At 55.7% G+C, this 25,801-nt stretch carries 25 protein-coding genes, 1 tRNA gene and 2 pseudogenes; 14 read left to right on the plus strand and 14 right to left on the minus strand.

The window, feature by feature from the left end; genetic code table 11:
- Positions 1 to 18: 18 nt before the first annotated feature.
- On the plus strand, positions 19 to 1,299 hold the full coding sequence (gene serS, locus AC3RCM_RS09680) for a serine--tRNA ligase (protein ID WP_020191942.1): 1,281 nt from the start codon (positions 19 to 21) through the stop codon (positions 1,297 to 1,299).
- Positions 1,300 to 2,691 (plus strand): siroheme synthase CysG, encoded by a 1,392-nt coding sequence (cysG, locus tag AC3RCM_RS09685; RefSeq protein ID WP_064491927.1) that lies wholly within the window; start codon positions 1,300 to 1,302, stop codon positions 2,689 to 2,691. It abuts the gene before it with no gap.
- A gap of 106 nt (positions 2,692 to 2,797) precedes the next feature.
- Here cysG and AC3RCM_RS09690 read toward each other — a convergent pair whose 3' ends face one another.
- The 8 genes from AC3RCM_RS09690 to AC3RCM_RS09725 all read right to left on the minus strand — a co-directional run bounded on the left by AC3RCM_RS09690 (position 2,798) and on the right by AC3RCM_RS09725 (position 8,541).
- Positions 2,798 to 3,757 (minus strand): glutathione S-transferase family protein, encoded by a 960-nt coding sequence (locus tag AC3RCM_RS09690; RefSeq protein WP_198747835.1) that lies wholly within the window; start codon positions 3,755 to 3,757, stop codon positions 2,798 to 2,800.
- A 94-nt stretch (positions 3,758 to 3,851) separates the two neighbouring features.
- Positions 3,852 to 4,853, minus strand: a complete 1,002-nt coding sequence (locus AC3RCM_RS09695; protein ID WP_064491926.1) for a glycosyl transferase family protein — start codon at positions 4,851 to 4,853, stop codon at positions 3,852 to 3,854.
- Positions 4,850 to 5,185: a TusE/DsrC/DsvC family sulfur relay protein gene (locus tag AC3RCM_RS09700; protein ID WP_010954804.1), complete on the minus strand. Its 336-nt coding sequence runs from the start codon at positions 5,183 to 5,185 to the stop codon at positions 4,850 to 4,852. The genes AC3RCM_RS09695 and AC3RCM_RS09700 overlap by 4 nt, the downstream gene beginning before the upstream one ends.
- Positions 5,182 to 5,478, minus strand: coding sequence for a sulfurtransferase complex subunit TusB (gene tusB / locus AC3RCM_RS09705; RefSeq protein WP_064491925.1), 297 nt, complete (start codon positions 5,476 to 5,478; stop codon positions 5,182 to 5,184). The genes AC3RCM_RS09700 and tusB overlap by 4 nt, the downstream gene beginning before the upstream one ends.
- Complete coding sequence (gene tusC / locus AC3RCM_RS09710; protein WP_064491924.1) at positions 5,478 to 5,837, minus strand: sulfurtransferase complex subunit TusC; 360 nt, start codon at positions 5,835 to 5,837, stop codon at positions 5,478 to 5,480. The genes tusB and tusC overlap by 1 nt, the downstream gene beginning before the upstream one ends.
- Position 5,838: 1 nt before the next feature.
- Positions 5,839 to 6,231 carry a sulfurtransferase complex subunit TusD gene (gene tusD / locus AC3RCM_RS09715; protein WP_003251188.1) on the minus strand — a complete coding sequence of 131 codons (393 nt, stop codon included), beginning with the start codon at positions 6,229 to 6,231 and terminating at the stop codon, positions 5,839 to 5,841.
- 95 nt (positions 6,232 to 6,326) lie between these two features.
- Positions 6,327 to 7,706, minus strand: coding sequence for a nucleobase:cation symporter-2 family protein (locus AC3RCM_RS09720; RefSeq protein WP_492629541.1), 1,380 nt, complete (start codon positions 7,704 to 7,706; stop codon positions 6,327 to 6,329).
- Positions 7,707 to 7,869: 163 nt separating this feature from the next.
- On the minus strand, positions 7,870 to 8,541 hold the full coding sequence (locus AC3RCM_RS09725) for a Bax inhibitor-1/YccA family protein (protein WP_064491922.1): 672 nt from the start codon (positions 8,539 to 8,541) through the stop codon (positions 7,870 to 7,872).
- 133 nt (positions 8,542 to 8,674) lie between these two features.
- Here AC3RCM_RS09725 and AC3RCM_RS09730 point away from each other — a divergent pair.
- Positions 8,675 to 8,762 (plus strand) — tRNA-Ser (locus tag AC3RCM_RS09730).
- A 257-nt stretch (positions 8,763 to 9,019) separates the two neighbouring features.
- On the opposite strand, the pseudogene AC3RCM_RS09735 reads toward AC3RCM_RS09730, so the two are convergent.
- A pseudogene (locus AC3RCM_RS09735) lies at positions 9,020 to 9,386 on the minus strand (transposase); the annotation flags it as partial.
- A 380-nt stretch (positions 9,387 to 9,766) separates the two neighbouring features.
- Between AC3RCM_RS09735 and AC3RCM_RS09740 the strand changes: the two are divergent.
- Positions 9,767 to 10,534: an SDR family NAD(P)-dependent oxidoreductase gene (locus tag AC3RCM_RS09740; protein WP_104886348.1), complete on the plus strand. Its 768-nt coding sequence runs from the start codon at positions 9,767 to 9,769 to the stop codon at positions 10,532 to 10,534.
- 35 nt (positions 10,535 to 10,569) lie between these two features.
- Here the strand turns inward: AC3RCM_RS09740 and AC3RCM_RS09745 are convergent, their stop codons facing one another.
- Entirely contained in the window at positions 10,570 to 11,448 is an 879-nt protein-coding gene (locus AC3RCM_RS09745) for a LysR substrate-binding domain-containing protein (protein ID WP_198747833.1), read from the minus strand.
- A 178-nt stretch (positions 11,449 to 11,626) separates the two neighbouring features.
- Between AC3RCM_RS09745 and AC3RCM_RS09750 the strand changes: the two genes are divergently transcribed.
- The 7 genes from AC3RCM_RS09750 to gpmI all read left to right on the plus strand — a co-directional run bounded on the left by AC3RCM_RS09750 (position 11,627) and on the right by gpmI (position 20,520).
- Positions 11,627 to 12,904: a ribulose-bisphosphate carboxylase large subunit family protein gene (locus tag AC3RCM_RS09750; RefSeq protein WP_492629542.1), complete on the plus strand. Its 1,278-nt coding sequence runs from the start codon at positions 11,627 to 11,629 to the stop codon at positions 12,902 to 12,904.
- Positions 12,905 to 12,907: 3 nt separating this feature from the next.
- Positions 12,908 to 14,299, plus strand: a complete 1,392-nt coding sequence (locus AC3RCM_RS09755; RefSeq protein ID WP_064491903.1) for a four-carbon acid sugar kinase family protein — start codon at positions 12,908 to 12,910, stop codon at positions 14,297 to 14,299.
- A gap of 60 nt (positions 14,300 to 14,359) precedes the next feature.
- Positions 14,360 to 15,703 (plus strand): MFS transporter, encoded by a 1,344-nt coding sequence (locus AC3RCM_RS09760; RefSeq protein ID WP_014755976.1) that lies wholly within the window; start codon positions 14,360 to 14,362, stop codon positions 15,701 to 15,703.
- A 140-nt stretch (positions 15,704 to 15,843) separates the two neighbouring features.
- Positions 15,844 to 17,280: a pyruvate kinase gene (pyk, locus tag AC3RCM_RS09765; RefSeq protein WP_017148220.1), complete on the plus strand. Its 1,437-nt coding sequence runs from the start codon at positions 15,844 to 15,846 to the stop codon at positions 17,278 to 17,280.
- Between the two features lie 161 nt (positions 17,281 to 17,441).
- Positions 17,442 to 17,615 (plus strand): hypothetical protein, encoded by a 174-nt coding sequence (locus AC3RCM_RS09770; protein WP_492629543.1) that lies wholly within the window; start codon positions 17,442 to 17,444, stop codon positions 17,613 to 17,615.
- Positions 17,608 to 18,876: a phosphopyruvate hydratase gene (gene eno, locus AC3RCM_RS09775; protein WP_104887831.1), complete on the plus strand. Its 1,269-nt coding sequence runs from the start codon at positions 17,608 to 17,610 to the stop codon at positions 18,874 to 18,876. Before AC3RCM_RS09770 ends, eno begins: the two co-directional genes overlap by 8 nt.
- A 108-nt stretch (positions 18,877 to 18,984) precedes the next feature.
- Positions 18,985 to 20,520 (plus strand): 2,3-bisphosphoglycerate-independent phosphoglycerate mutase, encoded by a 1,536-nt coding sequence (gene gpmI, locus AC3RCM_RS09780; protein WP_064491900.1) that lies wholly within the window; start codon positions 18,985 to 18,987, stop codon positions 20,518 to 20,520.
- 126 nt (positions 20,521 to 20,646) lie between these two features.
- Here the strand turns inward: gpmI and AC3RCM_RS09785 are convergent, their stop codons facing one another.
- Complete coding sequence (locus AC3RCM_RS09785) at positions 20,647 to 21,549, minus strand: LysR family transcriptional regulator (RefSeq protein ID WP_081273212.1); 903 nt, start codon at positions 21,547 to 21,549, stop codon at positions 20,647 to 20,649.
- A gap of 130 nt (positions 21,550 to 21,679) precedes the next feature.
- Between AC3RCM_RS09785 and AC3RCM_RS09790 the strand changes: the two genes are divergently transcribed.
- From AC3RCM_RS09790 to AC3RCM_RS09800, 3 genes are all read left to right on the plus strand, one after another.
- Positions 21,680 to 22,426 (plus strand): SDR family oxidoreductase, encoded by a 747-nt coding sequence (locus AC3RCM_RS09790; RefSeq protein ID WP_064491899.1) that lies wholly within the window; start codon positions 21,680 to 21,682, stop codon positions 22,424 to 22,426.
- 103 nt (positions 22,427 to 22,529) lie between these two features.
- Positions 22,530 to 23,213: a glutathione S-transferase family protein gene (locus AC3RCM_RS09795; RefSeq protein WP_012051843.1), complete on the plus strand. Its 684-nt coding sequence runs from the start codon at positions 22,530 to 22,532 to the stop codon at positions 23,211 to 23,213.
- Positions 23,214 to 23,289: 76 nt separating this feature from the next.
- Positions 23,290 to 24,039, plus strand: coding sequence for a YkgJ family cysteine cluster protein (locus AC3RCM_RS09800; protein WP_492629544.1), 750 nt, complete (start codon positions 23,290 to 23,292; stop codon positions 24,037 to 24,039).
- A gap of 220 nt (positions 24,040 to 24,259) precedes the next feature.
- Here the strand turns inward: AC3RCM_RS09800 and AC3RCM_RS09805 are convergent.
- From AC3RCM_RS09805 to AC3RCM_RS09815, 3 genes and pseudogenes are all read right to left on the minus strand, one after another.
- A pseudogene (locus AC3RCM_RS09805) lies at positions 24,260 to 24,430 on the minus strand (IS5/IS1182 family transposase); the annotation flags it as partial.
- 84 nt (positions 24,431 to 24,514) lie between these two features.
- A complete protein-coding gene (locus AC3RCM_RS09810) occupies positions 24,515 to 24,895 on the minus strand; it encodes a helix-turn-helix domain-containing protein (protein ID WP_064491898.1) in 381 nt (126 codons plus the stop codon).
- Between the two features lie 164 nt (positions 24,896 to 25,059).
- A complete protein-coding gene (locus AC3RCM_RS09815) occupies positions 25,060 to 25,746 on the minus strand; it encodes a hydrolase (RefSeq protein WP_492629545.1) in 687 nt (228 codons plus the stop codon).
- Positions 25,747 to 25,801: the final 55 nt, after the last annotated feature.

A 25,801-nucleotide genomic window follows, 5' to 3' on the forward strand; every position in this document is an offset into this window, starting at 1 on the left:
ATATAACGAGAGAACGATATGCTCGATTCCAAACTGTTACGCGGCCAACTTCAGGAAGTGGCGGACCGCCTGGCCTCCCGTGGCTTCAGCCTGGATGTCGCGCGCATCGAATCACTGGAAGAGCGCCGCAAGGCGGTGCAGACCCGCACCGAACAACTGCAGGCTGAGCGTAACGCCCGTTCCAAGTCCATCGGCCAGGCCAAGGCCAAGGGCGAAGACATCGCCCCGCTGATGGCTGACGTCGAGCGCATGGCCAACGAACTGGCTGCCGGCAAGGCTGAGCTGGACGCTATTCAGGCCGAGCTGGATGGCATCCTGCTGACCATTCCCAACCTGCCGGACGCCAGCGTACCGGTCGGTGCCAGCGAGGACGACAACGTCGAAGTGCGCCGTTGGGGCACGCCGAAGGCGTTCGACTTCGAAATCAAGGACCATGTGGCCCTCGGTGAAATCAGCGGTGGCCTGGACTTCGAAGCGGCTGCCAAGCTGTCCGGCGCCCGTTTTGCTGTGCTGCGTGGTCCGGTTGCCCGCCTGCACCGCGCCCTGGCGCAGTTCATGATCAACCTGCACACCGGCGAGCATGGCTACGAGGAACACTACACCCCGTACATGGTGCAGGCGCCGGCGCTGCAGGGCACTGGCCAGTTGCCGAAGTTCGAGGAAGACCTGTTCAAGATCACCCGCGATGGCGAGGCTGACTTCTACCTGATCCCGACCGCCGAAGTGTCGCTGACCAACCTGGTGGCAGGTGAAATCCTCGACGCCAAGCAGCTGCCGCTGAAACTGGTTGCCCATACCCCTTGCTTCCGCAGCGAAGCCGGCGCTTCCGGCCGTGACACCCGCGGCATGATCCGCCAGCATCAGTTCGACAAAGTCGAGATGGTGCAGGTGGTAGAGCCGTCCAAGTCGATGGAAGCCCTGGAAGGCCTGACTGCCAATGCCGAGCGCGTGCTGCAGCTGCTGGAGCTGCCATACCGCGTGCTGGCCCTGTGCACTGGCGACATGGGCTTTGGTGCGGTGAAAACCTACGATCTGGAAGTGTGGGTGCCGAGCCAGGACAAGTACCGCGAAATCAGCTCTTGCTCCAACTGTGGTGACTTCCAGGCGCGCCGCATGCAGGCTCGCTGGCGCAACCCGGAAACCGGCAAGCCAGAGCTGGTGCACACGCTCAACGGCTCTGGTCTGGCCGTAGGCCGTACCCTGGTTGCTGTGCTGGAAAACTACCAGCAGGCCGACGGTTCGATCCTGGTGCCGGAAGTGCTGAAGCCGTACATGGGCGGCGTCGAGGTCATCCGCTAAATGGATTACCTGCCGCTGTTCCACAAGCTGCAGGGCGGCCGCGTGCTGGTCGTCGGTGGCGGTGAGATCGCCTTGCGCAAGGCGCGCCTGCTGGCCGATGCCGGCGGCGTGCTGCGCGTGGTGGCGCCGGACGTCGACGGCCAGTTGGCGGCGTTGGCCCGGGAAGGTGGCGGTGAGGTGCTGGTGCGTGGCTATCAGGCAGCCGACCTGATCGGTTGCCGGCTGGTGATCGCGGCGACTGACGACCCTGGGCTGAATGCCCAGGTGTCGGCCGATGCGCAGGCCCTTAGCCTGCCGGTCAATGTGGTGGATGCGCCGGCCCTGTGTACGGTGATCTTCCCGGCGATCGTGGACCGTTCGCCGCTGGTAATCGCTGTTTCCAGCGGCGGTGACGCCCCGGTACTGGCACGCCTGATTCGAGCCAAGCTCGAGGCGTGGATCCCTTCGGCCTACGGTGAGCTGGCCGGGCTGGCTGCACGCTTCCGGCACAAGGTCAAATCCCTGTACCCGGACGTCAACCAGCGTCGCGGCTTCTGGGAAACCGTGTTCCAGGGGCCGATCGCCGAGCGCCAGCTGGCCGGGCAGGGTGCTGAAGCCGAACGTCTGTTGCAGGCGATGGTGGATGGCGCACCGGTGCAGCAGGGTGGTGAGGTGTACTTGGTTGGTGCAGGCCCGGGTGATCCGGACTTGTTGACCTTCCGTGCGTTGCGCCTGATGCAGCAGGCCGACGTGGTGCTGTACGACCGCCTGGTTGCACCCGCCATCATCGATATGTGTCGCCGTGATGCCGAGCGTATCTACGTAGGCAAGCGCCGCGCTGATCATTCAGTGCCGCAGGACCAGATCAACCGCCTGTTGGTCGATCTGGCTCGGCAGGGCAAGCGGGTGCTGCGCCTGAAGGGTGGCGACCCGTTCATCTTCGGCCGGGGTGGCGAAGAGATCGAAGAGCTGGCCGAGCATGGCATTCCGTTCCAGGTGGTGCCGGGCATTACCGCAGCCAGCGGCTGCTCGGCGTATGGCGGCATTCCGCTGACTCACCGCGACTATGCCCAGTCGGTGCGTTTCGTCACCGGGCACCTCAAGGATGGCACCAGCAACCTGCCATGGAATGACCTGGTGGCGCCGGCGCAGACCTTGGTGTTCTACATGGGCTTGGTGGGCTTGCCGACCATCTGTGCCGAGCTGATTCGCCACGGGCGTGCCGCGAGTACCCCGGCGGCGTTGGTGCAGCAGGGGACCACGCGTAATCAGCGCGTGTTCACCGGCACCTTGGCGGACTTGCCAGACCTGGTGGCCCAGCATGAGGTGCATGCGCCGACCCTGGTGATTGTGGGGGAAGTGGTGCAGTTGCGTGACAAGCTGGCCTGGTTCGAAGGTTCGCAGAACAGCTGAAATCGTTGGGGCCGCTTTGCGGCCCATCGCATATGCCCCAGGCATTGCAAGGTCCTTGTAAGAGCGGCCTTGTGTTGCGATGGGCTGCAAAGCAGCCCCGGCTTTCTCAAGCCTGCCAAATCCCTTTGCCCGCCAACCGCTCTCGATCATGCGGCAAGCCAAAGTCCTGCAAAGGCCCTTTAGGCACGATCCCGTTCGGGTTGATGGTCTTGTGGCTCATGTAATAGTGCTTCTGGATATGCTCCATGTTCACCGTACCCGCCACCCCGGGCCACTGGTACAGCTCACGCAGCCAGTTCGACAGGTTGTGGTAGTCGCTCAGGCGGCGCAGGTTGCACTTGAAGTGCCCGTGGTACACGGCATCGAAGCGCACCAGTGTAGTGAACAGGCGTACATCAGCCTCGGTCAGGTACTCACCCGCCAGGTAGCGATTGCGGCCTAGCAAGGCTTCCAGGTAATCCAGCTCGTTGAACACATCGTCAAAGGCAGCCTCGTAAGCGTCTTGCGTGGTGGCAAAGCCTGCGCGGTACACGCCGTTGTTCACCGCCGGGTAGATGCGCTCGTTCAGTGCTTCGATGGTCGGGCGCAGCGATGTGGGGTAGAGGTCCAGGGTATTGCCGGTCAGCTCGTTGAACGCGCTGTTGAATATGCGGATGATTTCTGCCGACTCATTGTTGACGATGCGCTTCTCTTTCTTGTCCCACAGCACAGGCACCGTCACGCGCCCTGTGTAGTGCGGGTCATCCTGGGTGTAGCGCTGGTGCAGGTACTGCAGGGCGTCGAGGTGGTCCCCGCTGGAGCCTTGCTGCTGATCGAAGGTCCAGCCATGGTCCTGCATCAGCCAGCTGACCACCGACACGTCGATCAACGGCTCCAGGCCTTTCAGCGCGCGAAAGATCAGGGTGCGGTGGGCCCATGGGCAGGCCAGCGACACATACAGGTGGTAGCGGCCGGCCTCGGGGGCGGGCAGCTGATTGCGGCGCTGGGCATTCTCACGCTTGAACGTGCCGTCCTTGCCGTTTTCATACCACTGGTCGTGCCAGCGACCGTCGATCAATAGGCCCATGGTGAGCTCCTGAAACAAAGTTGTTTGTCGTTGGAGCCCAGTCTAGGGCAAATCGTTCGAAGAAATAGCGCAAAGATCGGGGTTCTATTATCGGCTAGATCGATCTATTTCGAGTACCCCAATAGCCTTGCGCTGTTACGAAGGCCTGCTCGCGATGCTGTCCCAGGCCACGCAGGGCCAGGGCCATGGTCGCGATCAGGGCCTTTTCGCCATAACTGTCTTCCACTTCGCCACGCCAGAACGCCAGCAAGTGCTCTGCCTGCAGGCTGGGCGGCTTGACATGGCGGCGTTCGCTCAGCGCTGGCCACTCTTCATCCCACGCCTCACCCGCCGTGGTGCCGTAGAGATGGCTGATGACATCGGGATTGACCTCGATTTCGCCGCCATCACCCTTGATCACCACGGCATGGTCGCCCAGCAAGCGGCTGGCTTCGCGGTGCACGGCCTGGTAACCGGGGTGAAAGATGCTCTGCAATCCACAGCGAGCGCCCAGCGGGTTGAGCACCCGAGCCAGCGAGTGGATGGGCGAGCGCAGGCCCAGGGTATTGCGCAGGTCGATCATGCGTTGCAGCTGCGGCGCCCAGTCGTGCAGTGGGAAGAATGCCAGTTGATGCTGGTCCAGCGCGTTGCCGACGGCGGCCCAGTCGCGGCACAGCGGAATCTGCAGCAGGTCGAGGAGTTGCTCTGTGTACATACGCCCGGCAGTGTGTGCGCCGCCGCCGTGCATCAGGATGCGTACGCCATTGTTGGCCAGGCACTTGGCCGCCAGCAGGTACCAGGGCAGGTGACGCTTCTTGCCAGCGTACGTGGGCCAGTCCAGGTCAACGGCGATGCGTGGCGCCTGCAGGTGGGCGCGCAAGGCCTCGGTGAAGCCGGCCAGCTCTTCGGCGCTTTCTTCCTTGTGCCGCAGCAGCATGAGGAAGGCACCGAGCTGGGTGTCTTCGACCTTGCCTTCCAGCAGCAGGGTCATGGCTGCACGGGCCTCCTCGCGGGTCAGGCCACGCGCGCCGCGCTTGCCTTTGCCGAGAATGCGCACGAATTCGGCGAACGGGTGTTCGGCGGGGGTTTCCAGAGTGAGCGGACGAGGTTCGGTCATATGCAGTTGGTCGGCTTGGGCAGGCCCGCCAGCTTGGCGGCAAGTTTGGCGGGGGTGCCGTTGAACAGGCGGTTAAGGTGCGGGCTGTTGCCCTTTTCAGGGCCCAGCTTGAGGGCCGTGTACTTGATCAGCGGGCGGGTGGCCGGAGACAGCTGGTATTCCTGGTAGAACTGACGGAGCAGTTCGAGGATTTCCCAGTGGTCCGCCGTCAACGGGATACCCTCGCGCTTGGCCAAAGCCTCGGCGGCGTCGTGGGACCAGTCTTGCAGGTCGACCAGGAAGCCATCCTTGTCCAGGGCGATCACCTGATCGCCAACGGTGAGCGTATTCATAGCCAGCTGTTGACCTTGTCGTATTGCAGCGACAGTTCGACGAACCCGGCGTAGTCCACGGCCTTTGCCAGGTCGTTGCCGACCGCGCGGGCCTGTACATCCTCGTCCAGGGCGAACAGGCGCTGGGCCAGGTCGGCGGCTTGCAGATGGCCATGCGGCTCGCTGCCGCTGCGCAGGGCATACACGGCATCGCCGCACAGCAGCAGGGCATCTTCGGCACCGAGCAGGCGCAGGCAACTGGCCAGGCGCTCGTCGCCAAACGGGGAATGGGCAATTACATGCAGGGTCTTCATCAGAGCGTTATCACCTGGTCGAAACGGGCTATCAGCGCGGCCAGCGCTGCGTCATCGAGCACTTGCACCGGCAGCGCCAGGGTATGGGCTGCCAGGCCACGACGGGTCAGGCTGTGGTTGCAGGCGAACAGTTCTTCGACACCGAACATCGGCAACGCCTGCAGGTTGGCGGCCAGGTTCTTCTGTTGCACGGCGGCGGGTTGCTGGTCTGGCGCGAGCTGGAACACACCATCGTCGAGGAACAGCATGCCCAACGGCAGGTCGAACGCGCCGCCAGCCAGGGCGATGTCCAGCGCCTCGCGGGCAGAGGGGCCATTCCACGGTGCCTGACGGCTGATGATCAACAAGGACTTGGCCATATCAGTCGCCTCCGAAGCAGACAAGGCGGTCGGCCACTTGCGCGGCCTCGTGCAGTTGGCCCAGCCCCGACAGTTCCCAGGGCTTGGGCAGGTTCACGGCCGGGCGCTGGTAGCGGTTGGCCTCGGCTTCGTCGAGCACGCCACGGCGCAGGGCGGCGGCGATACACACCACGGCGTCCAGCTGATGGGTCTGTATGAAGGTGCGCCACTGGCCAGCCACGTCCAGTTCGTCCTGGGGCGCGACGACGTTGGCCGAGGCACTGTGCACCCCGTCCTGATAGAAGAACAGTCGGGCAATCTCATGCCCGCCGGCCAGCACCGCCTCGGCGAAGCGCAGGGCGCGTCGCGAAGAGGGCGCATGGGCCGGGGAGAACACCGCGATAGCGAATTTCATGGCTAACTCATGCAAAGGAATGGTGCCATGATAAAGCAAAAAAGCCCGCGCCCGCTTGTGCAAGCGGGCGCGGGCTTTTCATTCAAACGCCAGGTTCAAGCCTGCTCCTTGCCCTCTGGCAAGAACCAGTTCAGCACCAGCGCACAAATCCCCCCGGTAGCCACACCCGACTCCAGCACATTGCGAATCGCTGCCGGCATGTGCGCCAGGAATTCCGGCACCTGCGCCACACCCAGGCCCAGTGCCAACGACACGGCAATAATCAGCAGCGCCCGACGGTCCAGCCGGGTGCTGGCCAGAATATTGATCCCCGACGCAGCAACCGCACCAAACATGACCATCGCCGCGCCGCCCAGCACCGGCTCCGGCACGGCCTGAATCACCCCGGCAACACTCGGGAACAGACCCAGCAACACCAGCATGACGGCAATCCACATACCGATATGACGGCTGGCAATACCGGTCAGCTGAATCACCCCGTTGTTCTGGGCAAAGATCGAGCTAGGGAAAGTGTTGAACAGACCGGCCAGCAGCGAGTTGGCGCCGTTGACCAGCACGCCCCCCTTGATCCGCTGCATCCACACCGGCCCTTCGACCGGCTGGCGCGACACCTTGCTGGTGGCGGTAACGTCACCGATGGCTTCCAGCGAAGTGACCAGGTAAATCACCAGCATCGGAATGAACAGCGCCCACGAGAAGCCCAAGCCAAAGTGCAGTGGTGTCGGCACCTGGAACAGCGCGGCCTCGTGCATGCCGGTAAAGTCCAGGCGGCCCAGGTATCCGGCCAGCGCATAGCCGACCGCGAGGGCGATGACGATGGCGCAGCTGCGCATCCACACCACCGGGATACGGTTGAGAACGACGATGATCGCCAGTACCACGCCCGACATCAGCAGGTTTTCGCCATTGGCAAAGGTGCCATTGGCCATGGCTCCAAAACCACCGCCCATGCTGATCAGGCCGACCTTGATCAGCGTCAGGCCGATCATCAACACCACGATGCCGGTCACCAGCGGGGTGATCAGGCGTTTGACGAAGGGCAGGATGCGCGACACGCCCATCTCGACGAACGAGCCTGCGATTACTACGCCAAAAATAGCTGCCATTACGCCCTCAACCGGCGTGCCTTGCTTGACCATCAGCGCACCGCCGGCAATCAGCGGGCCGACGAAGTTGAAGCTGGTACCCTGAACGATCAGCAGCCCCGCGCCAAATGGGCCGAAGCGTTTGCACTGGACGAAGGTGGCGATACCCGAGATCACCAGCGACATCGAAACGATCAAATTGGTATCACGTGCAGATACACCCAACGCCTGGCAGATCAGCAGGCCAGGGGTGACGATCGGCACGATGATCGCCAGCAGGTGCTGCAGGGCTGCCAGCAGGCCGATCACCAGCCGTGGCTTGTCCTCCAGACCAAGCACCAGTTCATTGGCAGGCGCCGCTGCGCCTGGGCTGTGTTCGTGTGAGCTCATTGCTGAAAGCCGCCCCGGAAGAAAAAAGGAGCGCATTCTACGGGGTGATGGCGGATAGCGGTAGAGAAAACGGGATGACGGCACGAGCATCTTGCAGCTCAACCCATTTCCGGCGCCCACAAAAAAGCCCGCCGAAGCGGGCTTCTTGCGGTACAGCAATCAATCAGTCGTCACGACCCATGATGCCAAACAACTGCAGCAGGCTGACAAACAGGTTGTAGATCGACACATACAGGCTGATGGTTGCCATGATGTAGTTACGTTCGCCACCATGAATGATCGCGCTGGTCTGGAACAGGATGCAGACCGACGAGAACAGCACGAAGCCAGCGCTGATTGCCAGTTGCAGGCCGCTGATCTGGAAGAAGAAGCTGGCAACGACAGCACCCAGCAGAACGAAGAAGCCAGCAGTGATGAAGCCACTCAGGAAGCTCATGTCCTTGCGGGTGATCAGCACGTATGCCGACAGACCACCAAATACCAGCGCAGTCATGGCAAACGCGGAGCTCACTACCTCGGCGCCACCGGCCATGCCCAGGTAACGGTTGAGGATCGGGCCGAGGATGAAGCCCATGAAACCTGTGAGCGCGAAGGTGGACACCAGGCCCCAGGCCGAATCACGCAGTTTGTTGGTAAGGAAGAACAGCCCGTAGAAGCCGATCAGCACCACGAACACGTTCGGGTAGCCGACGCGCAGCTGCTGGGCAACGAAAGCCATGACACCGCTGAAGGCGAGAGTAAGCGCCAGCAGGCTGTACGTGTTGCGCAGGACCTTGCTGATCTCCTGCTGCTCGACCTGCTGGCCGTGGTGGACGGCGTAATCCTGTTCGCGCATGGCGACACTCCTTGGTAAACCTGTGGTTTCGGACGTTCAGATGCTAGGAGTCTATCAGAGCTCCTGCAACCCGCGACACAGAGAGTTTGACAGCGTGTTTCATTAAGGTATTATGGCGGCCGCAAAACGAGCTGGAAGCGTGGCCGAGTGGTTTAAGGCAACGGTCTTGAAAACCGTCGATGGGCAACTATCCTAGAGTTCGAATCTCTACGCTTCCGCCATATTCAAAGCCCTGATTATTCAGGGCTTTTTGCGTTTTTGGGGCTTCGATTTTCTGCCCTTGTCTTACGGATCGCGCCCGCATTTCTCTGATCATTTCCGCATGCTGTGTGTGAGCTGTTGGTATTGGCCAAGTGGTCCTGGGCGCTGCGCAACATTCTTCCTCGGCGACCGCAGGCGGTAACCCGTCGTTGAGCTGATGCGGCCGTTTCCAGATGTGCCGTTGTTTCAGGAATCAGCCGATATCCTGCTGGGCAGGCGATGCGCTCATGTCAAAAAGCGAGCACAACAGGTCAACCGGCGCTTCGCAGCAGAGTTGATCGATTAACGCGAGCGCTCCTGCTCCTCGGCCATCAAGCGCTCGGTAGCTCTTTAGGATCGATTTCTCCTGCGCCTGCCAAATGATCCGCGCTTCCAGTTCCTGGGTTTTTGCTGCTCAGGCGTCAGCGCTTCACTGGTCGGTGTAACACCGCCACGTTCCTGCAGAGGCTGGGCGATCCACCTGGGCAAGGCTGACTCAGCCAGTCCAAGCCACCGCGCCGCCTCGATGTTGTAGCCTGGTCGAGCACCAAGCGGGCGGCTTCGCGCTGAAATGCGGATGTGAAGGTGCGGCGTTGCTTGATCATCAGGCACCTCTCTGTGGTGGGCAGGTGTAGCTACTCGTAAATATTTATGTGATGGAAGGATGGCGGAAATTTTGACATCACCCATACATTTCACCTCTGTTGTGAATTCAGTGGTTGTCGAGCACCCGGCTATTTCCTCTGGTGGACATATAGAATTTAAAAGTTTTTATGTGTTCAACGTAGTCACTATTTATTTGCTGTGAAGGCCCCTCGGTATGCCACCCTAGTATGGGGCTTCAGTTGGTGCAGTTAATCGCGCTGGCTTGTGTGAGGTTTCCTCTCCTAAGCACGAGTTTTTATCCATTGCGCAAAGCCCCCTGACAGCTCTAGCCTTCAGCGATCCAATAAGCCTTTGGCGGTCATAACAAGAGAGGGTTTCGATGAAGTACGCAGACAAGAAAATCGCCGTGGTTACAGGCGGTGCGATGGGTATCGGTGCTGAAGCTGCCGTTTCACTGGCAAGGGACGGGCATCATGTCGTCATTTGTGACATCAATGTCGACGCGGCTGAGCAATTTTCGCGACATCTGCGTGAGGAGGGCTACACGGCTGACGCATGTCAGGTAGATGTAGCCTCGATGGAGTCTGTAAGGGATGCATTTTCTTGGATCGATAGCGAGTTCGGCAGGTGCGATGTCCTAGTGAATTCCGCAGGTATCGCCAAGACCATGCCGTTCCTGGAGTTTGATCTAGACGTTTTCAACAAGACCATGCACATCAACGTCACTGGCACGTTCATGTGCTGCCAACTCGCCGCTCAAATCATGCGGAAAAACGGGTTCGGCAGAATCATCAACATCGCGTCGGTCGCTGGTATGCGTGCCGTGGGCAAGGGTCGAACCGCTTACGGTACTTCTAAAGGTGCAGTCATTGCGTTGACCCGGCAGATGGCTGTGGAACTCAGCGAATATGGGATCACTGCTAACGCTATTGCGCCGGGCCCGGTCGATACCCCGATGACCAAGGAGTTGCACAGCGACACCTTCCGCCAGGCTTATAGCAATGCTATTCCGGCTAAGCGCTACGGAACGACTCAAGAAATTGCCGGCGCAGTTAGCTATCTGGCATCTGACGTAGCCGCTTACGTGAATGGTGTTGTTCTGCCTGTGGATGGCGGGTTCCTGGCCTGGGGCGCAGGCGACCTGTAATCGGCACTATTGCAAGCGCCCAAGCGGGCGCTTGTCTAGCTTTGAGCCATCTCTTTCTTTATCCACTTTTCCAAATCTGCTGTATCAGTGCGTAGCCTCGCATTGGGTGAAACCCACAGAACCAATTTTGCTGTCCCTTGCACAAAGCCAAAGGGAGCCACCAAGGCACCACTTTCAAGCTCTGCCTCCACCAGCATGCGTGGGACACAGGCGAACCCCAAGCCAAGCTTGGCAGCCTGGATCAGCAAGTAGAAGTGTTCGAAATACTCCATCTCAAGCAGCTGACCAGGTTCCTCCTCAATAGATGAGTACCAGTCCTTCCATGCGTGAGGGCGTGTTTTTGTGGTCAGCAAACGTTCTTTAGCTAAGTCGCTCACCTCTGTGACGCCGGACGCAGCCAGATAAGCAGGCGAACAGATCGCACCTACCCATTCGCTGGTCAAGGGTATCGGCTCGATCCCTGGCGGTGGTTCGATGCTGTCGAGGCGTATCGCGACGCTGACGCCTTCGTGGGCGAAATCAATGGGGCCGTGACCCGTTTTCAAGCCTAATTCCATGGTGGGGAAGCTGCTGTGTAGCTTGGCAAGTCGAGGTAGCAGCCAATGCATCATGATCGAGGCGGAGCAGGAGAGTTCGAGCGGGCGAGGGCGAACCTCATCAATGCTCTCTTGTATCAAGGCAAAAGCCCTGGCCAAGCCCGAGGCGAGGCGTGATCCCTCTGGGGTGAGCTTGGTGCCATGTGCATTTCGGGTGAGCAGAATTACACCTAGGGCGTCTTCCAGGCTTCGGACATGACGGCTGATAGCTCCGTGAGTCACGCACAGAGCATCCGCTGCATCGCTGAACGATCCTTTGCGCGCGATCATTTCAAACGCTCGTAGGGCATTGAGCGAAGGCCTGACTGGCGACGTCATATACGCACCTCCTTAAGACCGAAGCCTCGGCCATAGCTAGGATTCTAGTGTGAGTTTTTCTCACTCTCGAAGGAAATCATATCGGTTGGATTGATACAGGGTCAATGTATATTGATTTGAAACTGTCTTGGGCATTTCGGGCAGATTCACAATAACAAATAGATTTGAGGCACCCATCATGGTCGATCACAAGGCCGGGCGAGAGGAATTTACTGCCCGATTTTTTGTAGAGAGCAGCTACCCAATTGAACGGGTTAGCGAGGTAATCGCAGGAGAGCAATCCAGCGGTACCTTCCTCTCACTTCCTGGCGAATCGGCGGAGCTTAAAGAACGCTCTCGTGCTCGTGTCGTAGCTATTGAGCCGCTGCCGTCCGTTTCCAGCCCTTCTCTGCACAGCGACTACCTGGCTCGCCACAATCCCTCTGAGACCTACCATCGAGGTGAGGTCACTATCGCGTTCCCTACAGCCAATATCGGAACGAATATCCCTGCGTTGCTCACCACCATTGCCGGCAATCTCTTTGAGATCGGCGAGGTGAGCGGGCTGAGGGTGCTAGATCTGGAGCTTCCCGAGCGGTTTGCATCGGGATTCATTGGCCCTCAATTCGGAATTGAGGGCACCAGGGCGCTAGCCGGTGTTCATGACCGACCGATCATTGGAACCATCGTCAAGCCGAGTATCGGCCTTACTCCCGAGCAGACAGCTTCTGTGGTCGATGAGCTCTGCGCCGGAGGTATCGATTTCATCAAGGATGATGAGTTGCTCATCGATCCTACCTACGCTTCGTTCGATGCCCGTCTCGGTGCTGTGATGCCTGTGCTTCACAAGCATGCAGATCGCCTCGGACGCATGCCCATGTACGCTATCAACATCTCGGGCAGCATCGACGAGATGATGCGCCGCCAAGATGCAGTGCTTGAGGCGGGTGGTACCTGCGTGATGCTTTGCCTGAATTGGGTTGGGCATTCGGCGGTAGAGCACATTCGAAAGCATGCCCAGTTGCCTATTCATGGTCATCGTAATGGCTGGGGAGCTCTGACTCGTTATCCCCAGTTAGGTTTCTCATTCGAGGTGTATCAGAAGATCTGGCGGCTGGCCGGGATCGACCATCTGCATGTGAATGGTATTCAGGGCAAGTTCTACGAGGCGGACGACTCCGTAATCTCCTCTGCCAAGAGCTGCCTTGCTCCATTTGCCGGCATGCGCCCCTTGATGCCTGTCTTCTCCTCCGGACAATGGGCGGGCCAGGCGCCTGAGCTTTTCAACAGGCTTCAATCTGTTGACCTGATGCACCTCGCTGGCGGCGGCATCATCGGTCATCCGATGGGTATCGAAGCAGGCTTGCAAAGCATGCGTGAGGGCTGGGAAGCTGCTGTACAGCATATGCCTCTTGAGCGTTACGCAGAGGGTAGGCCAGCCCTGTCAGCGGCCCTCCAGAAGTTTGGAGGCAAATAAGTCATGACCTCCCATCACGTTACCAAGCTGCCGTTGGTCTTTTATGGTGATGACTTCACTGGCTCGACCGATGCTCTAGAGGTTCTGACGGCTGCTGGACTTAAATGTGCCCTGTTCCTCGCTCCTCCGACCCCAGAACGCCTGGCGGAGCTCGGTGAATTTGACGCCATCGGCATCGCTGGTGATAGCCGTGCTTTGTCCAATGGCGAGATGGATGCGGTGTTGCCCGGGATTTTTGAGGGCATCAAACGTCTATCGCCAGCGTTGATTCACTACAAGGTTTGCTCGACTTTTGACAGTGCCGACTCCGTGGGCAGCATTGGGCACGTCATTGAGCTGGCATCTCGCATCTATGATGTGAAAGGGATTCCGATCATTGCAGGCAATCCCGCATTGGGCCGTTACTGCGTTTTCGGCAACCTCTATGCCTTGTCCAAGACAGATCACAAGGTTCACAGGATTGACCGGCACCCTATTATGAGTGCCCACCCGATTACCCCGATGCATGAAGCGGACTTGAGTATCCATATCGGCAAGCAAAAGAACTTGTCGATTGGCAAAGTGGATATTCGCCAGCTCGAAAAGAGTGCAGAGCTCAGCCGATTAGTCGACGCGATGTCACAGCAGCACGATGCAGTGCTGTTTGATGGTACCGACGACTCTCATATGACCACCGCTGGCCAAGTATTGACCGAGCTTTCATCAGGCGCAGCTCCAGTTTTCGTCGTCGGTTCTTCCGGCGTGGAGTACGGCCTAACACAATATTGGCGTACCGCTGGGGTGTTTCCGCCACGAGCGTCGCTGGCCGTACCTCTGAAACCTGCAGACCAGGTACTGGTTATCTCAGGCAGTGCTTCGCCGTTGAGTCAGGCCCAGATTGAAACGGCAATCGATTACGGGTTTGTGGAGCTTGAAGTCGATGCTGCCGCTTTGATTACTGAGTCCCGAAAAAGCGCCGCAATACGAGATGTGGTGATGGCCGCTGTATCCCACCTCGAAGAGGGGCGGTCGGTGTTGATTCACACTGCCAAAGGCCCTGGCGACTCTCGGATCGAGCAGATGATCGAGGCAATGCTGCAAAAAGGCCTGCCTAGGGATGAGGCGAGGGTTCAGGGAGGGAAGCAGCTAGCGATGGAGGTAGGCCAGGTTGCACTTGAAATTCTCAAGGCATTCCCGTTGAAACGATTAGTGGTGTCCGGTGGCGACACATCGAGCCAAGTGACCAAAGTGCTTGCTCCCGACGCTCTGGTTATCAAGTCTGATATTTCTCCTGGCGCTCCTCTGTGCCAAATGCACTCTCGCGAGCCGTACCTGAAGGATGTGGAGATTGCTCTAAAAGGTGGGCAGATGGGAGATCGTGATTATTTCGTCAAAGCACTCAGAGGCCTTGAATAATCTCTGAGGGTTTTTCAGCAAGAAAATACTTGCATATCTACAATAACAAAAGGTGAAACCATGCATACCTCTATATCGAGCCCTGTCGAAAGTGACCTCGATCACATGGATCATGACGAGAAAAAATCCATGAAGAATGTTGTGGCCGGAAGCCTGTTCGGAACAGCATTAGAAACCTACGATCTCTACCTCTATGGCACTGCTGCTGCCCTTATTTTTGGGCCTCTGTTTTTCCCAGGGACTGACGAGACAGTATCCCGGCTGGCCTCTCTCGCGTCATTCGCAATTTCTTTCGTGGCGCGTCCACTAGGGTCGCTTGTACTTGGTCATTTCGGGGACAGGATTGGCCGTAAAAAGCTGCTGTATCTCACTCTCATCATTATGGGCTTGAGCACGGTAGGTATTGGTCTTTTGCCTACCTATGCCAGCATTGGCATTTGGGCACCTATCATGCTCTGCGTGCTCCGCTTCATCCAAGGCTTCGCTTTTGCGGGTGAGTACAGTGGCGCTGTGCTGATGCTCTTAGAGCATGCCCCAAGAAGAAGGAGGGGATTCTATGCGGCGATCAATAACATCGGCCCAGTCTTTGGTTTCATCGCATCCGCTGGCATGCTTTTGATCGTGAGTGCCTTGCTTTCTAAAGAGGATTTCACAGCTTGGGGATGGCGTATTCCTTTCATCGCCAGCCTTGCGCTGCTGATAGTAGGGGTGTTTGTCCGCTCCAAAGTTCCTGAGTCTCCAGTGTTTGAAAAAACTGCTGAGAAGAGGGCTGCAACCCCTGGCGATTCGCAATCTCCAGCGCTCCGCTTGTTCACTCGCTATCCTAAGCAACTGATGCTGGTTGCAGGCGCTAACATCTGCCACTTCTCGACCTTCTACCTCTTCACTGTATTTGCCCTGAGCTATGGCCAGCGAGAGCTAGGCCTGTCCAACGCATTTGTGTTGTCAGTCGCAATGGTTGCAATCTGTACTCACCTGGTAGTCGTACCCTTTGCCGGGGCGCTGGCAGATCGTATTGGCCGCCGTACCATGATGCTGATTGGTTTCGTCGTGACGGCACTTGCCGCCTTTCCTTTCTGGCACCTCTTTTCAACCGGCGAGTTCTGGCCGATGGTCGCTGGATCATGCCTGTTCATGACCGGATATGGCTTGGTATACGGTGCAGTGCCATCGTTCACTGGCGAAGCTTTCGGGCCTAGCGCTCGCTTCACTGGTTTCGCGATGTCTACTAACGTTGGTGGAATTGTAGGCGGTGGTACTGCTCCAATTGTAGGGGCATTCCTCCTCAGCCATTACGGTACGCCTTACGCGATCTCGATGCTCACGATAGCTCTCGCGGCGTTCTCTGGACTCTGTGTCTACCTGTCTGCTGAGACAAAAGACGTGGACATCGTCGACGAGTGACCCTGGCATTTGCGTGCCTCCCCGGGGGCACGCAGTCTCGGCTGTAAATCCCACCTTGTATTGCTGAGTGCTCAGCCAGCAATAACTTTTCGAACTTACTCAGTGAGATGAGAGAATCCTCGTCCCTGGAAGGTATCGGTATGACCATCCGTAGAACCAAAATTGTTGCAACTCTAGGCCCTGCTAGTAATTCGCCGCAAGTCATTGAAGCGCTGATCTTGGCCGGGCTAGATGTAGCGCGTTTGAATTTTTCTCATGGCACTCCAAGTGAGCACATTACTCGCGCTCGCTTGATTCGTGAGATCGCTGCCAAACACGGTAGGCACGTGGCTTTGTTGGGCGATTTGCAGGGCCCTAAAATTCGTATTGCGAAATTCACTAACAAACGGATCGAGTTGAAGGTTGGCGATACCTTTTCGTTCTCCACGAGCCATCCCCTCATGTCAGGCAATGAGCAGGTTGTAGGGATTGATTACCCTGACCTAGTGAAGGACTGTGGTGTCGGTGACGAGCTCCTGCTTGATGATGGGCGCGTGGTTATGCGTGTTGAGTCAACTACGCCCGAAGCCTTACATTGCATCGTCACTGTGGGCGGGCCTCTGTCAGATCACAAGGGGATCAACCGCAAGGGGGGCGGGCTCACTGCTCCTGCCCTTACCGAAAAAGACAAAGCTGATATCAAACTCGCTGCCCAAATGGATCTCGACTATTTGGCCGTTTCATTCCCTCGGGATGCCAAGGATATGGAGTACGCCCGCAAGCTGCGTGACGAGTCAGGAGGGACAGCCTGGCTGGTGTCGAAAATCGAACGAGCAGAGGCTGTTGCCGATGATCAGACGCTCGATGAGCTGATCGCAGCGAGTGATGCGGTCATGGTCGCTCGGGGAGATCTTGGTGTGGAGATTGGAGATGCGGAGCTAATCGCTATCCAAAAGAAGATCATTCTGCATGCCCGGCGTAACAATAAAGCGGTGATCGTTGCGACCCAGATGATGGAGTCGATGATCTCCAGTCCGATGCCTACCCGCGCTGAAGTGTCAGATGTGGCCAATGCGGTACTCGACAATACTGACGCCGTAATGCTGTCCGCTGAAAGCGCTGCCGGGGCATACCCCATCGAGGCAGTACGTGCCATGGCTCGTATTTGCAGCGGTGCTGAAAAGCATCCAACCAATGTAAAGTCTAGTCATCGATTGCATACGACCTTTGGGCGTTGTGACGAAAGCATTGCGCTGGCCGCACTCTACACAGCGAACCACTTTCCTGGTGTTAAAGCAATCATCTCGCTCACAGAGAGTGGCTTCACACCCTTGATTATGTCTAGGCTTCGTTCTCATGTGCCGATCTATGCGCTTTCGCCTCATCGCGCTACCCAGGCTCGCTCCTCTCTGTTCCGTGGTGTTTATCCAATAGCGTTTGATCCTGCCTCACTGCCCTCTGAGACAGTAAGCGAGGCCGCCATCGGCGAATTGCTGAAGCGTGATTTGGTACAGCCTGGAGACTGGATAATTCTCACTAAGGGTGACAGTTACAATGTGGTGGGTGGTACGAACGGCATGAAAATCCTCCAAGTCTAACTCTCAGTTAATTGAAATAATTCTAGAGGCGGATGCATCAGCTTTGACGCTTATAAGGATCTGCCTCTAATTCTTGTCGGATATATACGGCGGTGCCACGCAATCGGTACTCACCTAGGTGTAGCTCCGGGGTATGGTCGCTATTGTCAGGGAGTTTCCAAATGGTTGTTCAACAGAAAATTTTTGAGTCTGGTTTGGATCAAGATTTGAAGCCTGATGACTGGCCGCGCGATTTTGATATTCGAGCTGAGTTTGCCGAACAACAAGAGTTGCTGGACGCTAATTATCAATATGCTGGATGTGCATCGCAATTGGAGGAAAGTAGTGATGAGTGAGTTCACTCGCATCAAGAAAGTCTTCGCTCGCGAGATCTTGGACTCTCGAGGCAACCCTACCGTAGAGGCTGTGGTTACTTTAGGTTGTGGAGTAACAGGTGAGGCAAGCGTACCGTCAGGCGCTTCCACCGGCTCCCGTGAAGCCCTTGAATTGCGTGATGGCTCATGGCGTTACAAGGGAAAAGGAGTAATGCGTGCCGTCGAAAATGTGAATGTCGCGATTCACGAGCGCATTCTAGGCCTGGACGCACTGGATCAGCGCGTCATTGATCAAGCGATGATCTCTCTTGATGGTACGGACTCGAAATCTATTCTTGGTGCTAACGCAATTCTCGCTGTTTCTTTGGCCACGGCTAAAGCTGCCGCAGCATCCCAAGGTATTCCATTGTACGAACACCTTGCGAAACTATTCAGTGCGAACCCCACTTACTCTATGCCTGTGCCGATGATGAATATCCTCAACGGTGGTGAGCATGCGGATAATAATATCGACATCCAAGAGTTCATGATTCAGCCAATTTCAGCTCCGAATTTTAGGGAGGGTTTGAGAATTGGTGCTGAAATATTTCATACCTTGAAGGCCGTGCTTTCAGAGCGTGGTCTAAGTACCTCTGTTGGTGATGAGGGAGGCTTCGCACCCTCCTTGGCCTCGAATGAAGAAGCGCTCGTTGTTATTGCCGAAGCTGTTAGTCGCGCAGGCTACGAGTTAGGGCGAGACGTAACATTGGCATTAGATTGCGCGGCCTCCGAGTTTTACAAGGACGGTAAATACACGTTGGAAGGTGAGGGGAGGTCTCTGACTTCCGAGCAGTTTGTTGACTATTTAGCTGATCTCTGTAGCAAATATCCGATTGCTTCTATCGAAGATGGTCTGGATGAGAGTGATTGGGATGGATGGGCATACTTAACCGCTCAGCTGGGCCAGAAGGTTCAACTGGTGGGGGATGATCTTTTCGTCACTAATCCAAAAATTCTGCGCAGGGGTATTGAGCAAGGAGTTGCCAATTCCATTTTGATTAAACTTAATCAAATCGGAACTCTAAGTGAGACGTTTGATGCCATACGTATGGCGCAAGAGGCTGGTTATGCTGCTGTGATCTCCCATCGATCCGGGGAAACGGAGGATACAACGATTGCCGATTTGGCCGTAGCGACTAACGCCGGGCAGATCAAAACCGGCTCGCTGTGTCGTTCAGATCGTGTTGGGAAGTACAACCGCTTGCTTCGTATTGAAGAGGCTCTTGAAGGCCAAGCGTCCTAAGGTGCTGGGACGATCCTCGTAGATGCCGACTGACCATCGCGCGCACGGTTTAGCTCTAAGTAGATGTATGAGTCGTGCGCGCCAGGAATATCATTCAGAGGTTCTCATATGACAACCTGCACTCTAATTGTTTTGGATGGAATTGGACTGAGGTCTCAGCAGGAAGCCAATGCAGTAGCTGCTGCCAACACTCCGACCCTGGACTACCTTTTCGAAAATTACCCTTACAGTGAGATTGCGACGTCCGGTATGGCTGTAGGGCTTCCTGATGGTCAAATGGGAAATTCCGAGGTCGGTCATATGAACCTCGGAGCGGGCCGGATCGTTTATCAAAATTTTTCGCGGATCAACAAAAGTATCGAAGATGGCTCATTCTATGAGAACGATGCTTTTCTAGAGGTTTTGAAACGTACAAGGCAACGAGGTGGTTCAATTCATCTGCTTGGCTTATTGTCACCTGGCGGTGTTCATAGTCACTTGGATCATTTTGTTGCAGCAGCCAGTTTGGTTGCGGCGAATGGTATCGAACAGTGCTATGTTCATGCGTTCCTTGATGGGCGAGATACCCCACCCAAAAGCGCTTCAGAATCTATTTCTGCCCTTGAGCTTGAATTGGCCAACAATGGCGGAGGTAGGATCGCGTCGTTAGTAGGGCGTTACTATGCGATGGATCGCGATAACCGCTGGAGTCGGGTAGAGGCGGCCTACAGGTTAATTGTTCAAGGGCAAAGCAAGTTTCACTATGAAACTGCGCTGGAGGCTCTTCAAGAAGCCTATGCACGTGGCGAAAGCGATGAGTTTGTCCAGGCAACATCGATTGGCAGCCCTGTTATAATTAGTGGAAACGATGCAGTCATACTATTAAATTTTAGGCCTGACCGATCTCGTCAAATGTGTAAAGCGCTCACTGACTATAATTTTTCTGAGTTCAAGAGACCTTTTGTCATAGGCAAAGAGCAGATGCTCACTATGACGCGCTACGCAGAAGAATTTGATGTATTGTGTGCTTTTCCGCCAGAGCCTATTAGGAATAGTCTGGGTGAGTACATGGCCCGGCTGGGAAGGTCTCAACTTAGAATTGCCGAAACAGAAAAGTATGCCCACGTTACGTTTTTCTTTAATGGGGGGCAGGAAGAGCCATTCTCATTGGAAAAAAGGATTCTTGTTAAATCTCCGCTGGTGGAGTCCTACGATCTTCAGCCCGAGATGAGTGCCTTTGAATTGACGGATAATTTAGTCGCAGAAATCTTAAGCGCCAATCATGACTTGATTGTATGTAATTATGCAAATGGGGACATGGTTGGTCATAGTGGTGTTTTTGAAGCTGCTGTAAAAGCTGTGGAGGCCGTCGATCAATGCCTGCGGCGTGTTGTAGACGCAGTGCTTGTGTCGGGTGGCAATTGCCTGATAACTGCAGATCACGGCAACGTTGAGCAGATGTGGGATCCGGAGTCTGGACAAGTTCATACTGCCCATACTCTTAATGCCGTACCTCTCATCTACATTTCCGGTGGGAAGAAATTCGGCCTAAGTAATGGGCGGCTGTGTGATATCGCTCCAACCATTCTAGATATCCTAGATCTTCCGCAGCCCAAAGAGATGACCGGTGTTTCGTTATTGAAGTCCAGGTTCAATAATATTTAGGTTGTCTGTGTTCGAGTTGTTAAGGCTTGGTGTATAAAGCTCCCAAGCCTATAGCTCAAGTCACCACTTAGGACTAACAGCCGGTAGCGAGTTCGGTCAGAGGTAGCAGGCTCGGAGACACATTAGCTAGGGTGAGGCATGGCGTTCGTCAATCACGGAGCTGTTGGCGAATGCTTCCGCTATAAACTCCATGAATACCAGCGCTCTTTTAGGCATTAGCCGATCCGCAATGTAAACAAACTGGATAGGTACGGGAGGCGGATAAAACTCCTGAAGTATCAGTTTAAGATTTCCATTGCTCAAGCCCGCCTCGTATAGCCATTCGGGCCCTTGTGCTATCCCCACACCCGCATTGACCAACTCTCGGGTAGCTTCTGGAGAGTTTACTCTGAGCTTTCCGGTGACAGGTATGTCCACATTACGAAAACGCCATGTGGCCCCGGTGCTTAACAATGTATAAATTATACAGTCATGATTTTCGAGATCTTCTGGCGTCGAAGGGGTGCCACGCTTGGCCAAATAATCTGAACTAGCGACGCATACGCGCTTGAATGAACCTAATTGTTTAGTTCTAAGTGTCTTGTCATCGAAGTGACCGATCCGCAGTGCTAGGTCAGCACCCTCATCTACAAGGTTTACGAAGCGATCATTAATCTGCAGGTCTAGGGTCATTTCCGGATAAAGGCTTAGAAATCTGGGTATTTCAGGAACGATAAAGGTATGTGCCAGAGCAGTAGGGCAGGCCACCCTCAGCAACCCAGAAGGCGTAACGTCGTTCTTCAGTGCTGATTCCGATTCAGCTACTGCATCGAGAATTCGGCGTGCATCCGCGTAGTACCGCTCTCCTTCAGACGTGAGTGACAGCTTCCTGGTAGACCTGTGAAGCAATCGAGTTTTCAGATGATCTTCCAAGGCGGCTACATAGCGGCTTACGTTCGGTTGGCCAAGGCCTAAATCTCGACCTGCCGACGAGAAGCTACCCGTTTCCACAGTGCGTACAAAGCATGTCATCAGTAGCAGACGATCCACGTTCCATTCTCCGATTTATGCCTGGAGGGCATGAATGCTATTCAATTTCGCCATCTTATCAATTATTCGGCATAGGTACATAGTACACCTAACCGGGGCATGAAGGCCCCGCACACCAGGAGAATTTCCAATGGCAAGATTGCAAGGCAAACGCGCACTGATCACCGGTGGCACCAGCGGAATTGGTCTCGAAGCCGCTAAACATTTTCTGAATGAGGGGGCCAGAGTTGTCGTTACAGGCGTGAACCCAGATTCAATCGCTAAAGCTAAGAATCAGCTAGGGAGCGAGGTACTTGTGCTCCAGGCGGACTCCGCTGACGTGGAAGCCCAGAAAATACTCGCTCTCGACATCCGTGATCATTTTGGACAGCTTGATATCGCTTTCCTCAATGCTGGTGTTTCTGTATGGATGCCTATGGAAGCGTGGACTGAAGAGATGTTTGATCGGTCTTTTGACATCAATGTCAAAGGGCCTTACTTCCTGATCCAGGCACTCCTGCCGGTGTTCGCAAATCCGGCTTCCGTAGTATTGAATACTTCTGTGAGTGTTCATGTGGGTGATGCCAACTCTTCGGTTTACGCGGCGACCAAAGCAGCGCTGCTGAATATGTCGAAAACACTTTCAACAGAGCTGCTTGATCGCGGTGTTCGTCTGAATGCTGTGAGTCCTGGCCCTGTGGATACACCACTTTATGACAAGCTCGGTATTCCAGTTGAGTACAGGGAGCAGGTAAACGCTGAAATCGTTTCTTCCATTCCCGCAGGTCGTTTCGGCACACCAGAAGAGATCGCCAAAGCGGTAGTGTACCTAGCATCTGATGAGTCCAAATGGACGATTGGGTCTGAAATCATCGTGGACGGCGGACGTCGACTGTAAAAGTCCCTTACTTATCACTTCAGCGCGTGGGCGGGGCGGTGTAGGGCTTAGTAGGCCTAGATGTACTCGCTGTCTCGCCCTCCTTTCAATATAGGCCTAAGAAATGCCCAATAACCTCAAGCTCGTGAGCCATGGATTGTGTCCGTTTGTCCAGCGTGTCGCCATTGCGTTGCTCGAGAAAAATATTGCCTTCGAGCGTGAAACCATCGATTTGGCTAACAAGCCAGAATGGTTCCTCGCAATCTCGCCGTCCGGCAAGGTACCGCTATTGATCGTAGGTGAGGAGGAGGAAAGTCAAACTGTTTTATTTGAAAGCTTTCCGATATGTGAATTTATTGAAGACGAGTATCGCCAGGTACCATTACACCCGACTGTGCCTTTGAAGCGAGCTAAACATCGAGCATGGATGGAGTTTTCCACAGCCGCAATGGGGGATGCTTGGGGAATGATCAACTCTCCCGATAAAGAGGGTTTCGTTCATAAGGCATTCGAACTTCGTGGAAAACTAATGAAGCTTGATTCTGCCTTGGTCGCTGGGCCGTACTTTGAAGGGGCTGAATTCAGTATGGTCGATGTTGTTATGGCACCGATTTTCAGGTTTTTTGAAGTGCTTAACTCCCCAGCCCAGAATGTCGTGCTGGATGGGCTCCCTCGAGTTGAAGCCTGGAAGCAATCGCTAATGACTCGACCAAGCGTGCGTCAGGCTGTATCAGCGGACTATTCCGAAAATTTAAGAAAATTCTTGATTGATAAAAGTACTTACGTGGTCAGTGATTGCCCCGTTTAGGTCATTTTCTTGAAAGGCGTTGCCTTGTCAGGTCAATTTTGCAAATGGTGCGCCGAGAGCATTTTCGAGTTCTTCTATGGAAAACAACTCTTTCCGATTTGCCTGCAACGGATGTGGGGTCTGCTGTAAAGGACGGCTGATTCCACTTACGCTGTATGAAACGAGGCAGTGGCTAAACAGAGGGCATGAGGTAGCAATTCTGCTTGAGGCATTTGACGAGCTTCATTGGAGTTCAAGTCCGGAGGAGTTTTCTCATGCCAAAGGCCGAGCCGTGGAGGTCACCAGTGGTCATGCCTCAATCTATGTCATTGCAGTATTCGCGGGCAATGCCCTAAATGGCTGTCAGAACCTGGGTGATAACAACCTTTGCGGCATCTATGACGAGCGTCCGTTGGTATGTCGAATCTATCCTGCGGAAATAAATCCGTTCATCCCACTGAATCCTGCGAGCAAAATCTGTCCGCCTGAGGTATGGGATGAAGGTGAAGTATTATTCACTGACCGTATCATTGACCCCGTTCTGGCGAATCAGATTGAGTGCTCTCGAAAGGCAGATAGAGACGATGCTCGGGCTAAAATCGCTATATGTGAAATCTTAGGGCTAAATGTTGCTGCGTGGAAAGGCAACGCATTTACTGTGTACCTGCTTGATCGAGAACAGCTATTCGATGCTTTTGTTTTTTACGACGCACTCATGAGAGCTAGCCAAATTCGAACGGATTGGAAAGTCCGGGTCGACATTCCAGTTCTGCGGCAGAGACTTAAACAGGCTGGTGTGGCATTGGATGGCCAAGAGGGAGGTGACTATATATTTCATCCGCTTTAGTGCTTTGGGGGCGTCAACGTCATTGTAATATCAGAATGATTTCCATGTTCTAGAACTAGGGGCTAATGATTTTGGATTCGTTGGCCATTCGAATGCTAATTTGAGGGAACTCAGAACAAGTTGCCCATCAGCCGGAAATGGACGGCTTGGGGATGCCGAGAAGCCCGATTTTCAGCCGCTGATTATTGGAAAACCAAGGCGCAAACTTAATTTTTTGCCCTCACGGACGCACCTCTCCCGCAGCAGGCAATAATTGCCGGCGCACCATCCACAGATTAGACAGCGCAAATAGCGTGGTCAGTTGCGCCATGTTCTTGGCCAAGCCACGAAAGCGAGTCTTCACATAACCGAGCTGGCGTTTGATCACCCGGGACGGGTGCTCCACTTTCGCACCCTTTGTCTCGCAGGTACGCGTTGATGGTTTCCAGAATACCCGCCGCCAACGGGTGCTTCTGGGATAGCACACCTGACTCTGCTAAATGGGCTGTTGCTGCCAAGCCTGCGGCGTCATCCCAACGGATCTCATAAACGTCCGACAGAAGTGCGGCTGGTCGTAGAAGCCGCATTCCAGAGCGATCTCGGCGAGCATCATCGTCGACGCCTGCAGCAAGTCCTTACTCTTCCTGAGCCGCTGCTCCCGCAACCACTGCTGCGCAGAGATCTGTGTGGATTCCTTGAACATTCGCGAAAAATGGCTGCGCGACTGCCCGCATGCTGCAGCAAGCGCGGTGACCGATATGCCGGTATCCAGATGATCCAACATCATCTGCTTGGCCGTTGTGACCTGCCAGGGTTTGAGCCGCCCAGTCGACTGAATCCCGACGGTGGCTATAACGATGCCTTTAGTACTGTGCATGGGATCAATTCATCCTGAAAAATCTGTAGATGGCTTGATCCGGGCAGCACGATTCGCTGAAGCCTCGTCTGGCGCTTCAGAACACTCCGTAACGATTGGTAGCCCGGATCAGCTCATCCAGCCCCGCTTGTTGATCAGGAACCAACTTTGGGGCTGATCAGGCATCAGACCGATGCGGGCACGGGGGCCAGGGTTGGGCCGTGCTGAACGCGCTCTGGCGCTTTGTGCACCATGGTGTAGGCGTAGTCGACGCCCATGCCGTAGGCACCCGAATGCTCTTTGACCAGTTCCATGACCGCATCGTAGGTGTCGCGGTTTTTCCAGTCGCGCTGCCACTCCAGTAGCACCTGCTGCCAGGTAACTGGTACCACGCCCGCCTGGATCATGCGCTGCATGGCGTAGTCGTGAGCCTCCTTGGTCGTGCCCCCGGAAGCGTCGGCAACCATATAGATCTCATAGCCTGCATCGTGCATGGCGGACAGCGCGAAGGTGGTGTTGCAGACCTCAGTCCACAGGCCCGAAACGATGATCTTGTTTCGACCATTCTTCTTCAGCGCGTCACGTACCTTCTGGTCGTCCCAGGAGTTCATGGACGTGCGCTCGAGCAGCGGAGCGTCAGGGAAGACCGCGAGCAGCTCGGGGTAGGTATGCCCGGAGAAGCTCTCGGTTTCGACTGTGGTGAAGATGGTGGGAACATTAAAGATCTTGGCTGCTTTGGCCAGGCCCACGGTGTTGTTCTTCAGCGTCTGCCGGTCAATGCTCTGCACGCCAAAAGCCATTTGCGGTTGCTGATCGATGAAGATCAGTTGGCTGTTGAGCGGGGTCAGGAATTCAGTGTGTGGCTTGCTCATTGTTCTTCCCTTTTGCTGAACGGTGGCGAGAGTTTTTCGGCGGGATGTCGCCGAG

It is taken from the genome of Pseudomonas sp. GW823-FHT05G12 (genome assembly GCF_058795575.1).

What these genes read in the sequence shown, in the direction of transcription:
- tusB (WP_064491925.1), bottom strand. Translation starts at nt 5,478, where the DNA reads ATGAAGACCCTGCATGTAATTGCCCATTCCCCGTTTGGCGACGAGCGC.
- AC3RCM_RS09755 (WP_064491903.1), top strand. Translation starts at nt 12,908, where the DNA reads ATGACCTCCCATCACGTTACCAAGCTGCCGTTGGTCTTTTATGGTGAT.
- gpmI (WP_064491900.1), top strand. Translation starts at nt 18,985, where the DNA reads ATGACAACCTGCACTCTAATTGTTTTGGATGGAATTGGACTGAGGTCT.
- eno (WP_104887831.1), top strand. Translation starts at nt 17,608, where the DNA reads ATGAGTGAGTTCACTCGCATCAAGAAAGTCTTCGCTCGCGAGATCTTG.
- AC3RCM_RS09790 (WP_064491899.1), top strand. Translation starts at nt 21,680, where the DNA reads ATGGCAAGATTGCAAGGCAAACGCGCACTGATCACCGGTGGCACCAGC.
- AC3RCM_RS09750 (WP_492629542.1), top strand. Translation starts at nt 11,627, where the DNA reads ATGGTCGATCACAAGGCCGGGCGAGAGGAATTTACTGCCCGATTTTTT.
- cysG (WP_064491927.1), top strand. Translation starts at nt 1,300, where the DNA reads ATGGATTACCTGCCGCTGTTCCACAAGCTGCAGGGCGGCCGCGTGCTG.
- AC3RCM_RS09795 (WP_012051843.1), top strand. Translation starts at nt 22,530, where the DNA reads ATGCCCAATAACCTCAAGCTCGTGAGCCATGGATTGTGTCCGTTTGTC.
- AC3RCM_RS09810 (WP_064491898.1), bottom strand. Translation starts at nt 24,895, where the DNA reads ATGCACAGTACTAAAGGCATCGTTATAGCCACCGTCGGGATTCAGTCG.
- serS (WP_020191942.1), top strand. Translation starts at nt 19, where the DNA reads ATGCTCGATTCCAAACTGTTACGCGGCCAACTTCAGGAAGTGGCGGAC.
- AC3RCM_RS09770 (WP_492629543.1), top strand. Translation starts at nt 17,442, where the DNA reads ATGGTTGTTCAACAGAAAATTTTTGAGTCTGGTTTGGATCAAGATTTG.
- pyk (WP_017148220.1), top strand. Translation starts at nt 15,844, where the DNA reads ATGACCATCCGTAGAACCAAAATTGTTGCAACTCTAGGCCCTGCTAGT.
- tusD (WP_003251188.1), bottom strand. Translation starts at nt 6,231, where the DNA reads ATGAAATTCGCTATCGCGGTGTTCTCCCCGGCCCATGCGCCCTCTTCG.
- AC3RCM_RS09690 (WP_198747835.1), bottom strand. Translation starts at nt 3,757, where the DNA reads ATGGGCCTATTGATCGACGGTCGCTGGCACGACCAGTGGTATGAAAAC.
- AC3RCM_RS09800 (WP_492629544.1), top strand. Translation starts at nt 23,290, where the DNA reads ATGGAAAACAACTCTTTCCGATTTGCCTGCAACGGATGTGGGGTCTGC.
- AC3RCM_RS09700 (WP_010954804.1), bottom strand. Translation starts at nt 5,185, where the DNA reads ATGAATACGCTCACCGTTGGCGATCAGGTGATCGCCCTGGACAAGGAT.
- AC3RCM_RS09725 (WP_064491922.1), bottom strand. Translation starts at nt 8,541, where the DNA reads ATGCGCGAACAGGATTACGCCGTCCACCACGGCCAGCAGGTCGAGCAG.
- AC3RCM_RS09740 (WP_104886348.1), top strand. Translation starts at nt 9,767, where the DNA reads ATGAAGTACGCAGACAAGAAAATCGCCGTGGTTACAGGCGGTGCGATG.
- tusC (WP_064491924.1), bottom strand. Translation starts at nt 5,837, where the DNA reads ATGGCCAAGTCCTTGTTGATCATCAGCCGTCAGGCACCGTGGAATGGC.
- AC3RCM_RS09815 (WP_492629545.1), bottom strand. Translation starts at nt 25,746, where the DNA reads ATGAGCAAGCCACACACTGAATTCCTGACCCCGCTCAACAGCCAACTG.
- AC3RCM_RS09695 (WP_064491926.1), bottom strand. Translation starts at nt 4,853, where the DNA reads ATGACCGAACCTCGTCCGCTCACTCTGGAAACCCCCGCCGAACACCCG.
- AC3RCM_RS09745 (WP_198747833.1), bottom strand. Translation starts at nt 11,448, where the DNA reads ATGACGTCGCCAGTCAGGCCTTCGCTCAATGCCCTACGAGCGTTTGAA.
- AC3RCM_RS09760 (WP_014755976.1), top strand. Translation starts at nt 14,360, where the DNA reads ATGCATACCTCTATATCGAGCCCTGTCGAAAGTGACCTCGATCACATG.
- AC3RCM_RS09720 (WP_492629541.1), bottom strand. Translation starts at nt 7,706, where the DNA reads ATGAGCTCACACGAACACAGCCCAGGCGCAGCGGCGCCTGCCAATGAA.